This window comes from Nakamurella sp. A5-74 (assembly GCF_040438885.1).
Lineage (GTDB): Bacteria > Actinomycetota > Actinomycetes > Mycobacteriales > Nakamurellaceae > Nakamurella.
Genome location: NZ_CP159218.1, coordinates 3,371,369 through 3,386,248 on the forward strand (window position 1 = coordinate 3,371,369; position 14,880 = coordinate 3,386,248).

A 14,880-nucleotide genomic window follows, 5' to 3' on the forward strand; every position below is an offset into this window, starting at 1 on the left:
GCGCCACCGGCAGACGCATCAGGACGAGGATTGCAGACGATGAAGGTCATCATCGCCACCACGATCACACCCTTCTCCTACGGCGGGGCGACATTGCTCGTCGACTGGTTGGAGGAAGCGCTGGTCAACCGGGGGCACCAGGTCGAGATGTACAAGATCCCGCTCTGGGGTTCACCGACCGACCTGCCGCAGCAGATCCTGGGTCTGCGCAACTGGGACTTCACCGGCCACGGTGACCGGTTGATCACGGTCCGTACCCCGAGCTACCTGATCCGGCACCACTCCAAGGTCGCCTGGTTCCTGCACCACCACCGGCTCTCCTACGACCTGTGGGAGACCTACCCGGACGTACCGGACGACGGCTCCGGGGCCGAGTTCCGCCGGCTGAACTTCGCCTCCGACGACGTCGCCCTGCGGGAGTGCGAACGATTGTTCACCAACTCGCAGACCATTTCCAACCGGCTGACCCGCTACAACCGGTTGGACTCCGAGGTGCTGTACCCGCCGCTCGGAGAAGGCGTCACGCACAGCACGGGCCCCTTCGGCGATCACCTGCTGTACGTGTCCAGGGTGGTCCCGCACAAGCGACAGCTGCTCGCCGTACAGGCGATGCAACACACCAGGACCGACGTCCGGCTCACCATCGCCGGCGGCAGTGGGCACGACGCCTACGCGGACTCCATCAAGGAGGCCATCGTCGCACTGTCGTTGCAGGACAAGGTGACCTACCTCGACCGAGTGGTCTCGGACACGGAGAAGGACGAGCTGCAGGCCGGTGCACTGGGCGTGATCTACATCCCGCTGGACGAGGACAGCTACGGCTTCGTCGGGCTGGAGGCGGTCGCCGCTCGGAAGCCGCTGGTGACGGTCACCGATGCCGGCGGGTCGCTGGAGCTGGTCAAGGACGGGGTCAACGGGCTGGTCGCCGACCCGACTCCCGAATCGCTCGCCGCTGCCTTCGACCGGCTGTACACCGACAAGCAGGAAGCCGTTCGGATGGGCGCCGCCCAGCAGGAACAGGTCGAACGGATGAACATCTCCTGGGATCACATCGTGGAGAGGCTGCTCGGATGAAGATCGTCGTTCTGAACACCTCTGTGCCGTTCCTGCGGGGAGGGGCCGAGCACCTGGCCGACACTCTGGTGGCAGAGCTTCGCAAGCGCGGCCACGCCACCGAGCACGTCAAGGTGCCGCTGCGCTGGCATTCTCCGCTGGCGATCTCGCAGTCGATGTTCGCCGCGGCCACCCTCCTGATGCCGGAGGTGGAGTTGGTGATCCCGCTGAAGTTTCCGGCTTACCTGGTCCCGCACCAGAACAAGGTGCCATGGCTGCTGCACCAGTTCCGCCAGGTGTACGAGCTGTGGGGCACCCCGTACCAGGACGTGCCGAACACACCGGAGGGCGAAGCACTGCGGCAGTCGATCCACGCCGCGGACGACCACGCCTTCCGGCAGGCCCGCCAGATCTTCACCAACTCCGCTGTCACCCGCAAGCGACTCAAGACCCACAACGGCTTCGACTCCGAGGTGCTGCACGCCCCGTTGGGCGACCCGGAGAGCTTCCGCTCGGGCGAGCACGGCGATTATCTGCTGGCGATCGGCCGGGTGTCCGGCGGCAAACGACAGGCGCTGCTGGCCGAGGCGATGGCCCACAGCCGCTCGTCGCTGCGGCTGGTGATCGCCGGCTCACCCGAGACCCCGGGCGAGCTGACCAAGATCCAGGACGTGATCGCGAAGCACGAGCTGCAGGACCGGATCACGCTGATCCCTCGGTTCATCTCGGACGAGGAGAAGATCGACCTGATCTCGGGTGCCCGCGCCGTGGCCTATCTGCCGGTCGACGAGGACTCCTACGGCTACGTGACCGCCGAGGCGATGCTGGCGCAGCGGCCGGTGCTGTCCACCGACGACGCCGGCGGCGTGCTCGAACTCGTCCGGGACGGCATCAGCGGGTATGTCGCCGAGCCGACCGCCGAGAGCCTCGCCGAGAAGATCGACCTGCTCGCCGCCTCCGCCGACGACGCCCGTCGTCTCGGCCGGGAGGGCAAACGGCTGGTGGAGAAGATGAACCTGTCCTGGGACAACGTGATCGAGAGGTTGACCTCATGACATCGGTGGCCTGGTGCACCCCGTTCAGCCGGCCCAGCGCGATCGGGCAGTTCAGTGCCCAGGTGGTCACGTCGATGCGCGAAACCCTCGGCTGGGACGTCGACATCTTCCACCCGGAGGGCGCCGGTGGGCGCAGCGTCCCGGACAACGGGTTCGTGCTGGGTGCGGATGCCGAACAGCAACTCGGTGAGTACGACCATGTCGTCTACAACATCGGCGACAACCCCGCCAACCACTCCGCGCAGATGCGACTCCTACGCACCGTGCCGGGCCTCGTCGTACTGCACGACGTGTCGCTCATCCACCTGCTGCTACCCGATCTGGTGCACGGACCGGAGGACGCCGCCCGCACGGAGTTCGTCCGCTGGTACGGCCCGGAGGCCGCAGTCGCCTCCGCCGCGCTCCGCGCCGACGAGCTGAAGTTCGTCGGCGATCCGGAGAACATCCGTCGCTACCCGATGATCGAGCCGGTGCTCGAGAACGCGCCCGCGGTGGTGACCCACTCCGAGTGGGCCGCCGCCCGGGTCCGTGAGGGCTACGCGGGCGATGTCTGGGTGCTGCCGCTGCCGCGCGAGCCGCTGGCGAATCCGCAGCCGTCCGAGCTGCCGGGGATCGACGACCGGACCATCATCCTGCAGGCCGGAGTGCCCAACCGGAACAAGCACATCGAGAAGATCATCGAGGCCTTCGACGACGCGGGCATCGCCGATCGGGCCCAGCTGGTGATCTGCGGTTACGGCACCGACGAGGCGTTCGAGGCCCTCAGCGAGCTCGTGGCCGACCGCTCGCTGCAGGACTCGGTGCACCTGCTCGGCAGGGTCGAAGACGACGTGATGGACGAACTGCGCCGGCGTGCGCTGATCTCGACGGTGCTGCGCTTCCCGTTCGGCGAGGCGGCCAGCGCAGCCCTGCTGGACGCCATGTCCTACGGCCACGCGGTGCTCACCGTCGACGGCGGTCACTACGCCGAGGTCCCGGACGACACCGTGCAGCGGATCTCCGTCCCGCCGGTCGCCGATGACATCGCCAGTGTCCTGCGCAGTTGGGTCGACGATCCGGCAGCCGCCCGTGAGTTCGGCGTCCGCGCGGCGCGGTTCGTTGCGACGGAGCACACTGCCGAGACCTACAGCCGGGGGATCGCGGAGGTGCTCCCCCAGGTCGGAAGCTTCCAGCGGCGGCGCGACCTGGTGGACATGCTCAGCCGCACGCTGTACTCGCTGGGCTTCGGTCCGCAGGACGAGATCACCATGTCGATCGCCCAGGACGCCGCCGAACTGTTCTCCGGCGAGCCAGTGGTGGCCGAGGAGATCTATTCACCCGGTCGCTCGAGTGGCGCGACCAGGCACTGACAGCAACGCACGTCCGGGGGGCGGCTCGAGAGACAGAACACCAGTAAATCAGGGGGACGATGAACGCGAGAGCGCTGGATCGATTCGAGAGCGGGGCGCTGTCCCCATTCCTGAGATCCGATCGTCGGATCAGGACAGTGCTGGTGCTCCTCTTCTGTCTCGCCGCGGGATTCCGCATCTTGCTGTCGCTGAGCCGGACCGGTCCCATCGTCGTCGCCGACGAGATCGGGTACCTGGCCAACGCTCGGGTACTGGCCGGGGGCCCGCCGATCGATCTGTCGACGGCGACCTACTACTACTCGGGTTCGTCCCTCCTCATCGTGCCGGCGTACTGGTTGAGCAGCGACCCGGTGACCATCTACCAACTGGCGCTGGTGGTCCAGGCGCTGGTGTCCGCGGTAGTCCTTCCGCTGCTGTACGCACTGTGCCGCGAGGTGGGCGTGTCCCAGGCCCGGAGCCTGGCAGCAGCCGTTGCTGCCTCCGTGTGTGTCGACTCGGTCTTCTGGTCCGATTACGTCCTCACCGAATCGTTGTTCAGTTGTCTTCTCATCCTGTGGGTCTGGATGGGAGTAAGGGTGGTGCGATTCGGAGCAGTTCGCCAGGGATACCTCTCCGCGGTCTGCCTGGGCGTGACGTTCGGGCTGCTCGGCGCCACCCACCCACGCGGCTTGATCCTGGTGGCGGTCGGTGGTGTCGTGGGATTGGCCTTCATGCGGAAGATCGGTCTGCTCCCGGTACTGGTGTGCGCAGGTACCGCTGTCGTGGCGCTCGGAGTCGGGCTCTGGCTGAACGTCATCACGATGCGAGCGAACTATCCGGGCCGTTCCCTGTCCAGCCTCATACCCGTGAACGGTGGTTCCGACAGGCCTGGCACCGGTCTTGCCGACCAGGCCTTCAGCACCTCGGGTCAGGTGTGGTATCTCGCGGTCGCCAGCGGTCTGCTCGCGCTGTACGGGGTCCTGCATGCCTGGCACCTGGCACTGACAGGGGACAAGGCGCTCCGGACCACGAGGCTGGCCGCTGCGGTTCTCGTGACCGGTGCGGGTGCGGCGTTCACGATCGGGTCTGCTGCTGTGTTGCTCGTCTCCGCACCGACCCGGAGCCCGGACTACCTGGTGTACGGCCGCTATGTCGCAGCACTCATGCCGGTACTGATCGCCTTCGGCGTAGTGGGGATGCTCAGGACGCCGGACCGGACGATCTGGATCCTCCGTGGCGCGACCATCGCCCTGGCCGGGGTGCTGACGGTCCTGGTGGGAATCGGTCTGAACCGGTTCGACACGTCCACACCACCCCGACCATTTCCCATCCCGGGTGTGAGCACTCTCGCGTCCTGGATACCGGGCAACATCAGCAGGGTGCACCAGGTTCCGATCACCCTGGTCGCGATGGTGTTCTTCGCGGTGTGCTGTGGCGTCGTCATCCGGCCGGGCCGGCGATCCCGTGCCGCCGTCGTTGCGCTGATCACGGTGTCGGGTGTGGCCTTGTCGGTATCGGCAGTCACGTCGATCGCGCAGAAGTCGGACGACTTCGGATACCGGGCCGGAGCGGCGTTCGACGTGCCCCTGGTGACGCGGACCGAGCGGATCGCCTGGGACTCCTCCATGGCCGGCGGCGGTGTCCCCAACATCGTCGCCAGGCTCAACTTCGCCTACTTCGCGAACGACGCCACTATTGAACAGTTCGACAGCACCCGGCAGGCTCCGCCGGACTCCGCCAGCGTCATTGCGGCTTCACCCCGTTTCAAGGGAGACGCGATCGGCCTCACCCGGGCATACAAGGTGCCGGGCCGGGAGATCGTGTTGTGGACCAGGGGCCGATAGGTCGGCACGGCACCACCGTTCTACTTCCGCCTTCCAGGTACGGAGCAACTCGCCCCCAAACCCGGCCCGGACGGGACGCGCTCCATGGTCCGTGGGCGGGCCCGCATGGTGCAGCTGCTGGCGTGGGTCAGCTGCGGACGGCAGGCAGGTGGTGCAGCAGCCGCTCGGTGATCCGGTCGATGTCCGACTCGGTGAGCTGGGTGTGGGTCGGCAGTGAGATCCCGCCGATGGAGATCGCATCGGCCACCGGGAACACTGCCTGCTCGTCGAGGTACGGCGGCAGCTGATGCATCGGGTAGAACACCGGACGGCTCTCGATCCCGTCGGCCTCCAACAACTCGATCAGCCGATCGCGCGCCTCGGACGTCCGGACGTCGACCCGCACCGTGTACAGCCAGTTGACCGATTCGCTCCAGGCCGGCGGCTTGGGAATGGTGACCTCGGGCTGAGCGCCCAGACGCTCGTCGTACCAGGCCGCCAGGTCCTTGCGGATGGCCAGCTTCTCGTCGATCTTCTCCAGCTGGCCCAGACCGATGGCGGCCTGGATGTTCGTCATCCGGTAGTTGTAGCCGACCACCGGGAACCAGTAGCGACGCTGCGGATCCATGCCCTGGCCGCGCAGCAGCCGCAGCTTCGCGGCGAGCTCGGCGTCGTTCGTGGTGACCGCGCCGCCCTCCCCGGTGGTCATGATCTTGTTGCCGAAGAAGCTGAAGGAATTGACCAGGCCGACCGAGCCGACCCGCTTGCCGTCGGCACGGGCGCCGTGCGCCTCCGCTGCGTCCTCGACGATCGGGATGCCGTGCTCGTCCGCCAGCGCCTTCAGCGATGTCAGGTCGCAGGCGTGGCCGTACAGGTGCACCGGCATGATCGCCTTGGTCCGCGGGGTGATCTTGCGGCGGACGTCCTCGACGTCGATCGTCATGCCGTCCGGCTCGGAGTCGACGAACACCGGGGTGGCCCCGGTGTAGGTGACCGCGTTGGCCGAAGCGATGTAGGTGAGCGTCGGGACGATGACCTCGTCCCCCGGCCCCAGATCGAGCGCAACGAGGGCCAGGTGCAGTGCGGTGGTGCCATTGTTGGCGGCGATCACGTGCTCGACCTCGCAGAACTGCGCGAAGGCCTGCTCGAAGTCGGTGACGAAGTGACCGGCGGAGGAGATCCACACCGTGTCCATGCATTCCTGGACGTACTTGGACTCGTTGCCGTTCAGATGCGGTGCGGCGATCTGGATCCGTGCGGGACTGCTCACTTAGCGCTCCTTCGACCGTGCCGGTACCCCGACCACGGTGCTCTCGTCCTCGACATCGCCGATCACGGTGCCGCCTGCTCCGACCGTCGCCCAGCTCCCGATGGTGCTGCCCGGGATCACCGAGACCCCGACACCCAGGAACGCTCCGGTGCCCACCGAGACCGTGCCGGCCAGGTGGGTCCCCGGAGCGACATGGGCGAAGTCCCCCAGCACACAGTCGTGGTCGACCGACGCCATGGTGTTGATGATGACGCCGGCGCCGATCGTGCTGTACGGACCCACGACGGCACCGCTGATCACGATACTTCCCGGCCCGACGGTCGAGGTCGCGGCGACATGCGCCGACGGCGCGATCACTGTAGCGAATTCCCACCCCTGGGCCTGCATCTGCGCGGTGATCCTGGCCCGCACCCGGTTGGCCCCGACCGCCACGAACGCAGTGCGATGGCCCTGCCGGAGCAGCGCCGGGAGGATCTCGTCGCCGCCGAGCACCGGGATCTGCAGCCGACCGCCGTCGGCGCCGCTGACCGGATCCCCGACAGCGCCCAGCACGTCGAGCCCGGCGGTGAGCATGACGTCCAGACAACTACGGGCGTGTCCGCCGGTGCCGATCACCACGATTTTCGTCATCGGGAGGTGATCCTACGGTCACCCGCCGGCAGTCACGCCTGGGAGCGCGACAGCACCGCGACCCTCCAGCGATCCGTGTGCCGCGTCGTCGGACATTCCGACCCGGGAGATATCATCCTGTGATGCAGCAGGAGCCATTCGTGTCATATGCGCAGAACCGCGAGGACGTGGTGCTGTACCGAGCGTTGTCGCACATCACCCAGGGGCGTTACCTGGACGTCGGGGCCAACGATCCGACGGTCGATTCGGTGACGAAGGCGTTCCACGATCGAGGTTGGCGCGGCATGTCGATCGATCCGATCGAGTCCTATGCACAGGCTCATCGCGACAGTCGGGACGGCGACATCGTGGTGCAGGCAGCGGTCACCGACGCGGACGTCGAGGAGATCGAGCTGCACATGGTGCCGGACACCGGTCTCTCCAGTCTGCGGTCCGACGTCGCCGACGCCTACCTGGCGAGCGGCGCCCGCGAGGTCCGGAACATCATCGTCCCGGCCAGACGACTCACCCGGCTGCTCGACGAGGCGGGGTGGGACGGCCTCCCGATCCACTTCATGAACCTGGATGTCGAGGGCGCCGAGCTCAACGTCCTGAACAGCCTGGACCTGAGCAGGTACCGCCCGTGGGTGATGGTGATCGAGTCGCTCGCCCCGCACACTGCGGAGCCGGCCTGGGATCACTGGGAATCGACGCTCACGTCGCAGGGGTACACCTTCGCGCTCTTCGACGGGCTGTCCCGGTTCTATGTCGCCGACGAGCATCTCGAGTTGTTGGATGCGCTCAGCGTTCCGGCGAACATCATGGACAACAGCATCCCGCTCGCGCTGCACAACGCGCTGCAGGTCCCGGACCAGCGGCACGAGTTGGCCCAGATCTACGCCCGAAACGACGCCCTGCAGGAGCAGCTCCGACAGACGGCCGACGCCCAGCGGGACGAACAGGCGTGGCTGAAGGAGCAGGTGGACACCGGCTCCCGGCAACTCGCCGAGGTGCGGCAGGCGCTCACCCATCTCGAGAAGATCAATGCCGATCTGACCGCCCACCGCGACGACCTGCTGCACGAGCGGACGGCGATGCAGCAGGAGCACACAGCGATGCAGCAGGAGCACACGGCGATGCAGCAGGAGCAAACGACGATGCAGCAGGAGCACACGGCGATGCAGCAGGAGCACACGGCGATGCAGCAGGAGCAGACGACGATGCAGCAGGAGCGCGAGGAGCTGCGCGCCCGCGTCGAGCGCCTGCAGGAGCAGCTGGAAGAGGCCGAGGCATCGGCGCTCACCTGGCGCACGAAGGCAGTCAGCACCTGGGCCGATTTCAGCGCCTACCGCGAGACGTCCGTGCCGGAGCTGGACGCGGCGCGGGCGTCGGAGGCTGCTGCCCGTCAGGAGATCGTCGACATCAAGAACTCCACGTCCTGGCGTGTCACCAAGGCGCTGCGCGCGGTGGGTGGGCGGCTCCCGCACTGAGGCCTGGACCGCAGGCCCTCACCCGGGGCGGGCCGGGCGCACACCCGGCGCTGGGGCCGGCCGGGCGCGGGCACCCGAACGCGGTCAGAGCTCCGGCTCGCCCTGGATCTCCGCGCCGGCCGCCACCCGTTCGCTGCGGGTGGCGACGAACGTCCGCGCCGCCAACCCGGCCTTGAGCACGAGGCGCAACGGCCCCTGCCAGCGGGCCGAGTGTCGGTCGGCGAGGTAGCGGTAGGCACTGCGGTGGTGCTCGGTCAACATGCGGTGCTGATGACGCGACGTCGAGTGCCCGCCGACATGCTCCACCTGGGCCTGCGGCGCGTACAGGGTGCGCCAGCCCGCGCCGTGCATCCGGTCGGCGAGGTCGACGTCCTCGAAGTACATGAAGTACCGCTCGTCGAACCCACCGATCTGCTCGAACGCCTCCCGCCGGATGAGCAGGCAGGCACCGGACAGCCAGCCGGCCTCGCGCAGTGCGACCTGGTCGTCCTCGGCGCGGTACCGCCGGGTCCACGGGTTGCGCGGCCACAGCCAGCCGACCATCGCATGACCGATCCCGTCGGTGATCGACGGCAGCCGGCGGGCGGACGGGTAGAGCTTGCCGTCCGGCGTCCGGATGGCAGGACCGAACAGTGCCGCGTCCGGGTGTCGGTCGGCGACCTCGACCAGCAGATCGAGGCTGCGGGCGCCGAAGCGCAGATCGGGATTTGCGATCACCAGGTACTCGACGGTGTCGGGAAGCACTGCCGCACCGGCGTTGCCGGCGCTGCCGAAGCCGATGTTGCCGCCGGTGCGCAACAGGGTCGGCGCATCTGGTCGCTCCGCAGCCCGCTCCACCGATCCGTCGGTCGAGCCGTTGTCCGCCATCACCACGAACGGCGGCGAGGTGGTGGCCGCCGGTAGTGAGTCCAGGAACGCGTCCAGGGTCTCGCCCGGCGAGTAGGTGATGACCACGATCCCCACCCGCGGACCGGCGGGCGGTGTCTTCTCCGGCGGCGGTGGCTGGTCGGGGCGGCTCGGGTCGGTCATCCGGCCCCTCCGGCAGTTCTCCAGCGACTTCCGAGACGCCGACCACCGAGACGCCGACTTCCGCGTCCCCGAATTCCCCGACCCCGACGGCCTGCGACGGCCGTGCGGTAGGCAGCCAGACACGACTGGGCGCAGCCGTCCCAGGTGAAGTCGGCTGCCCGCCGCACCGCCCGCGCGGCAAGTTCGGAGCGCAGGTGCGGATCGTCGAGCAGGGTGTCCAGCGCGGCACCGATGGCGGGCCCGTCCGGTTCGGTGTAGGCCACCGCGTCGCCGCCGACCTCCGGCAGCGACAGCCGATCGGTGGTCAGCACGGCGGCGCCGCAGGCCATCCCCTCCAGCACCGGGATGCCGAATCCCTCACCGAGGCTCGGGTAGGCGACGACGGTCGCCCCGCCCAGGTAGCCGGAGAGCACCGACAGCGGCAGGTACCCGGGTCGCAGGACTGTCAGGTGGTCGGGGACAGCTGCGATGGCGCCATCGATCCGGGTGTCCCAGCCCGCGCCGCCGGCGAGCACCAGCACCGGCGGGTCCGGACGGTCGGTACAGCTGCGGACGAATCCGTCCACCAGCGCCGGCACGTTCTTCCGTGGTTCGTGGGTGGCCAGGAAGGCGATCCACCCCCGGTCGTCGAGCTCCAGCGACGCCGCGGCGGCGGAGACCTCGGCGGTCGACGGCGGATGGAACCGGGCGGGATCGACACCGAGGTGCGCAACCACCAACTGGTCGCGATCGGCCCCGGCGAGCCGCACGAGTTCGTCACCGGTCGCGGCGGAATCGACCACGCAGACCGCAGCGCGGCGCAATGAGAGCTTGATCCAGCTGCGGAAGAAGCGGGCCTTCAGACCGGTGTGCCACTCACGGTCGGAGAAGAACAGCGCATCGTGCAGCGTGACTGCGACGGGGCGACCGGCGAGCAACGGCATCGTGTAGTGCGGGGAATGGATGACGTCCACCCGGAGCCTGCGGGCGACGAGCGGCAGACCGAACTGCTCCCACAGCAGACGTACGGGCCGCGGGTCCGCCCAGCCCGGCAGCACTGCGAGCTCCGCCCGGGGCGCCCGGGCGGTGAAGACCTCCCGGTCGCGTCGCTGGCAGGCGATGACGAGCTCCACCTCGTGCTGCAGCACGGCGGCGAGCTCCTCGACGTACCGACCGACTCCCCCGCGTGCTGCCGGAACGGCTGTCGCATCGAGCAACACGCGCAACGCTGGCATCGGGGGTGGCGTTCCTCTCGTGGATCACGGGCGCGGCGTCGCTGACAGCGATGGGTGACCGGCGTGGAAGGACGCTACCGGAACGGGCGGGCCTGCCTCCGCATCACGTGGCGGCCTGCTTCCCTGCACTGCCCGGAGTCTCGGCCGATGACAACTCGGGATGCACCAACAACAGTGAGAGCAGCAGATAGGTGCGCCGACCCTCGTGCTGAGCGTTCTGGGGGTCCTGCTGGTCGGGCTGCTCCGGCTCGACGGCGTCGTTCCGGATCCTCTCGGTGAACGCCGTGACGTGCGCGGCGAGTTGCTCGGCCAGCTCGTCCGCCTCGGCCTTCGTGAGCTTGAGGGCGTGGTCGCTGATCGAGCGATGGGTGCCGACCGGACGCTCGTCCGCATAGGCAACGTCCACCGCGTGGTGCGCCCAGGCAGCACGATTGCGGCGGAACACCTGGGCTGCGGCCCGACCGCCCGGCGCCGCCTCGATGTCCCCCAGATTGACCGCGAGACCGCCCACCGGCACCCGCCACACACGATCCCGCCGGTCCCTGGCCGCCGACGGATCGTCCTCGACGAGCCCGTACCGGGCGAGCTGACGCAGATGGAAGCTCGCCTGGTTGGCCGGGATGTCGAGTTCGCGGGCCAGATCGGCGGCCCGCAGTGAACCCGAGGCAGAGAGCTCGGTGAGGATCCGGTTGCGCAGCGGATGTGCGATGGCGCGCAGCACCTTCGGGTCGTGGACGTGCCGAACCTCGGCTCCGGGTTCGCTCATGCCCGCAGCCTAGCTGCACCTCGCACGGTTCAGTGCGCAACTCCTATTGCGCAATATTAGTTGCGCACCATAGAGTGCGGATCATGCCCAGCTACCGCACCCTCGCCCGCAACCGTGATTTCACCGCACTCTGGATCGGCCAGGCCGTGAGCGATCTGGGCAGTCACGTCAGCATGTTCGTCTTCCCCCTGTTGGCCTTCGCGCTCACCGGATCCGCACTCAGCGCCGCCCTGGCCGAAGCACTGCACCTGCTCGGACTTGCCGCCACGTTGCTGCCCGCCGGGGTGCTGGCCGACCGCCTGCACCGGCTACGGGTGATGCGCACCTCCAGCGCCGCCGGGGTGGTGCTCTACACGTCGCTGGTGGTCGCCGGGATCCTCGACGTGCTCACTCTCCCCCACCTGCTGGTGGTGGCCGTCCTCACCGGCGCAGCCGCCGGCCTGTTCTCGCCGGCGGAGACCTCCGCTGTGCGCAGCGTCGTCAGCGAGCAGGAGCTGCCGACGGCGCTCAGCCAGAACCAGGCGCGTCAACACGTCGCCTCGCTGGTCGGCGGGCCGCTGGGCGGCGCCCTCTACGGGATCACCCGCTGGCTGCCGTTCGCCGTCGACGCGGTGACGTTCGCGGTGTCCTGGGTCATGCTCGGACGGATCAGGACCGATCTGTCCGCCCCCACGCGCAGCGGGCCGCGGCGGCGCATCCGCGCCGACCTCGCGGACGGTCTGCATTTCATCCGGTCCCGACCGTTCTTCCGCGTCATGCTCTGCTGGAGCGCGCTCACCAACCTGACCGTCAACGCGCTGTTCTTCGCCGCGATCCTCCGGCTCGTCCAGCACGGTGTCCCGGCCTGGCAGATCGGGCTGGTCTCCTCCGTCGCCGGCGCCTGCGGGCTGATCGGTGCGATCGGAGCGCCGTGGCTGATCGAACGATTCGCTACCGGCCGGCTCACCGTCGTCATCGCCTGGAGCTTCGTCCCGCTGCTGGTGCCGATGGTGATCTGGGACAGCCCGGTGGTGGTCGCGGCCGCGCTCGGACTCGGGCTGCTGCTCAACCCGGCGGGGAACGCCGGCATCCAGTCGTACCGGATCGCCGTCACGCCGCGGGAGCTGATCGGGCGCGTCCAGTCGACGGACCAGTTCATCTCGATGGGCATGATGCCGCTCGCTCCGGTGCTGGGCGGCGCGCTGTTGGCCGGGCTCGGTGGCTCGGCGGCGGTCGCCGTGCTGGGTGGGATGACGGCCTGCGTCGCGTTGATCCCGACGCTCAGCCGCAGCGTGCGCGAGGTGCCGCGCCCGGCGCTCTGGCGGACGTCATTGCAGGAACCGGCGCTGACAGCCTGAGCGCTGGCGATCGTCGGCGCGGTGTGGGTTGGCGCGGTATCGGAGTGTCGATCCCTCCGAGCCGTGACCCGTCGGGAGCACTGAGTCAGGGAGGCTCGATCGTCCACTCGCGGATGAGAGCGTGACGCCCCGACCAGGAGTTCCTGTGCGATGATCGGAGTGCGGAGCGGGGTGAGGCCTTCGTGAGCACGCGAATGGTGGTGGACCACGACGCCGGGGATCTCGAGGAGAGTAGTGACTGTCGTACGCGCGCCCTGGGGGGGATCCGGTTCCAGAGTTCGGGCATTCCTGTCTGAACCAGATCGGCTGGTGGCTGCTTTCATCCTGCTCGCAGCATTCACAAGTCTGTTCAAGTCCTTGCAGTACACGGCAATCGGTTCGCCTCTTGTCGAGGTGGACGAGACGTCCAGTGCGTCCTATGCCGCAGCCCTGGCCCGGTGGGTCTCGCCGACGATCACCACCCGCACCGCCCACGGCACCAGCGGCTTTCCCGGCGTCTGGCTGGCGCAGGTGGCGCTTCCTGTGCAACAGATGATCTGGACCGCGAACCATCCACCGCTCTACCACCTGCTCGCCGTCCCCGCGGTATGGATCGCCGACTGGACCGGAACCCCTGGACTGGCCCTGTTCACCATGCGGTTCATCAGTGCGGCCAGCACGGCGCTGGTCGTGCTGATCAGTGGACATCTGGCCCTCGAACTGCTTCCGCGACGACCCGTCGTGGCCCTGGTGAGTGCGTCTGCAACGGCCGCGATGACAACGATCGTCTTCCAGGGGGGTTTCGCGTACAACGACGGTTTCGCCACCGCGACCGGTGGACTGGCCCTGTTGGTGCTGGCCCGGGCAGCTCGGCGCGGTGTGACAGCAGGGCGGGTCGGCTGGATCACCGTGTGGTGCACCGCTTCAGCCGGCACCAGGCCGACGGGCGTGGTGCTCACCGCGGTGGTCGTGGTCGCTGTCCTGTTGATCTGCCTCGTCCAGGGTCGGAGCCGCGGGCAGGCGATCCGGTTCGCCCTGGTGGTCGGCACCGTCCCTGCACTCCTCGTGGGGTGGTTCTATCTGCGCAACATCATCCTGTTCGGGGATGCGACCGCGAGCAACGCTCTGTTGCAACGGTTCGGTCGAAAACCGAACCCACGTCTGACCACCATCGACGGCTCGCTGATCTACCTGCGCTCGCAGTGGGATCAATTGTTCACCCAACGGCGTCTCAAGCCGTCGTCATCGAGTTGGGTGCATTTCATCCGGGTGGTCGGCAAGGTCCTGGCCGCGGGTTTCGCGGTGCTCGTGGTCTCCAGCTGGATCCGTGATCGGCGCCTGTTCAGCGTGCGGTCGCGCCCGATCCGATGGTGGTCCACGGCCATCCTCTGGGCAACGTTGGTGGCCGTATCGGTGGCGACGATCGTGGCGACGATTGCCGGACTCGCTGCCGGAGTCGGGAGCCACGAGCGCTACCTGATGCCCGTCGAGCCTCTTCTGACGATCGCGCTGGGTCTGGGCGTCGCGGGTCTGGCCAGTTGGATTCCGTGGGCGCGCGCCCGTGCCATCGCCGTGACCATCGCAGCGGCCATGGGCGCCGGATTGTTCGTGGTGTTCGGGGTTCTCACGCAGAGGGTGACGGTCGACTGGTTCACCCGATTCCAGATCGCCCGGGGGAAACCGCCACTACTGGGTCTCGGCACGGCCGAGGTGTTCGGTGCGGTGGCCACGCTCGCTGCGGTGCTCGGTCTGTTGATCTGCATCGCCCTGGTGGTGACAGCCGTCGCTACGAACCCCAGATCGTCGCCTCCGGGCGCCGACGGTCGGTCGCGTCCGAAGGCCGAAGAAGCCGGAACTGCGACCGAGGACGACGAGGCGAAGCACAACGCCGGCGCGTGACCCCCGTCGCCCGCGTCACCCCAGTGGG

General features: G+C 68.4%; 12 protein-coding genes. 7 read left to right on the plus strand and 5 right to left on the minus strand.

The features are described from left to right. Window positions 1–39 precede the first annotated feature (39 nt). From ABLG96_RS15575 to ABLG96_RS15590, 4 genes are all read left to right on the plus strand, one after another. Window positions 40–1,074 (plus strand): glycosyltransferase family 4 protein, encoded by a 1,035-nt coding sequence (locus ABLG96_RS15575; protein ID WP_353648256.1) that lies wholly within the window; start codon window positions 40–42, stop codon window positions 1,072–1,074. Continuing rightward, entirely contained in the window at window positions 1,071–2,108 is a 1,038-nt protein-coding gene (locus ABLG96_RS15580) for a glycosyltransferase family 4 protein (protein WP_353648257.1), read from the plus strand. The genes ABLG96_RS15575 and ABLG96_RS15580 overlap by 4 nt, the downstream gene beginning before the upstream one ends. Next, complete coding sequence (locus ABLG96_RS15585) at window positions 2,105–3,457, plus strand: glycosyltransferase family 4 protein (protein ID WP_353648258.1); 1,353 nt, start codon at window positions 2,105–2,107, stop codon at window positions 3,455–3,457. The genes ABLG96_RS15580 and ABLG96_RS15585 overlap by 4 nt, the downstream gene beginning before the upstream one ends. A 137-nt stretch (window positions 3,458–3,594) precedes the next feature. Beyond that, the gene (locus ABLG96_RS15590; protein WP_353648259.1) at window positions 3,595–5,280 is read left to right on the plus strand and encodes a hypothetical protein; all 1,686 of its coding nucleotides are present in this window, start codon (window positions 3,595–3,597) and stop codon (window positions 5,278–5,280) included. A gap of 127 nt (window positions 5,281–5,407) precedes the next feature. Here ABLG96_RS15590 and ABLG96_RS15595 read toward each other — a convergent pair whose 3' ends face one another. Then, on the minus strand, window positions 5,408–6,529 hold the full coding sequence (locus ABLG96_RS15595; RefSeq protein ID WP_353648260.1) for a DegT/DnrJ/EryC1/StrS family aminotransferase: 1,122 nt from the start codon (window positions 6,527–6,529) through the stop codon (window positions 5,408–5,410). Further along, window positions 6,530–7,159 (minus strand): acetyltransferase, encoded by a 630-nt coding sequence (locus tag ABLG96_RS15600; RefSeq protein ID WP_353648261.1) that lies wholly within the window; start codon window positions 7,157–7,159, stop codon window positions 6,530–6,532. 122 nt (window positions 7,160–7,281) lie between these two features. On the opposite strand from ABLG96_RS15600, the gene ABLG96_RS15605 reads away from it, so the two are divergent. Beyond that, window positions 7,282–8,628, plus strand: coding sequence for an FkbM family methyltransferase (locus ABLG96_RS15605; protein WP_353648262.1), 1,347 nt, complete (start codon window positions 7,282–7,284; stop codon window positions 8,626–8,628). Between the two features lie 84 nt (window positions 8,629–8,712). On the opposite strand, the gene ABLG96_RS15610 is transcribed toward ABLG96_RS15605, so the two are convergent. The 3 genes from ABLG96_RS15610 to ABLG96_RS15620 form a co-directional block, all read right to left on the minus strand. After that, entirely contained in the window at window positions 8,713–9,657 is a 945-nt protein-coding gene (locus ABLG96_RS15610) for a glycosyltransferase family 2 protein (protein WP_353648263.1), read from the minus strand. Beyond that, entirely contained in the window at window positions 9,654–10,871 is a 1,218-nt protein-coding gene (locus ABLG96_RS15615; RefSeq protein WP_353648264.1) for a glycosyltransferase family 1 protein, read from the minus strand. Before ABLG96_RS15615 ends, ABLG96_RS15610 begins: the two co-directional genes overlap by 4 nt. 103 nt (window positions 10,872–10,974) lie before the next feature. Next, window positions 10,975–11,637, minus strand: a complete 663-nt coding sequence (locus ABLG96_RS15620) for a helix-turn-helix domain-containing protein (RefSeq protein ID WP_353648265.1) — start codon at window positions 11,635–11,637, stop codon at window positions 10,975–10,977. Window positions 11,638–11,720: 83 nt separating this feature from the next. On the opposite strand from ABLG96_RS15620, the gene ABLG96_RS15625 reads away from it, so the two are divergent. Next, window positions 11,721–12,974, plus strand: a complete 1,254-nt coding sequence (locus ABLG96_RS15625; RefSeq protein ID WP_353648266.1) for an MFS transporter — start codon at window positions 11,721–11,723, stop codon at window positions 12,972–12,974. A 309-nt stretch (window positions 12,975–13,283) separates the two neighbouring features. Further along, window positions 13,284–14,852 carry a hypothetical protein gene (locus tag ABLG96_RS15630; RefSeq protein WP_353648267.1) on the plus strand — a complete coding sequence of 523 codons (1,569 nt, stop codon included), beginning with the start codon at window positions 13,284–13,286 and terminating at the stop codon, window positions 14,850–14,852. Window positions 14,853–14,880 lie beyond the last annotated feature (28 nt).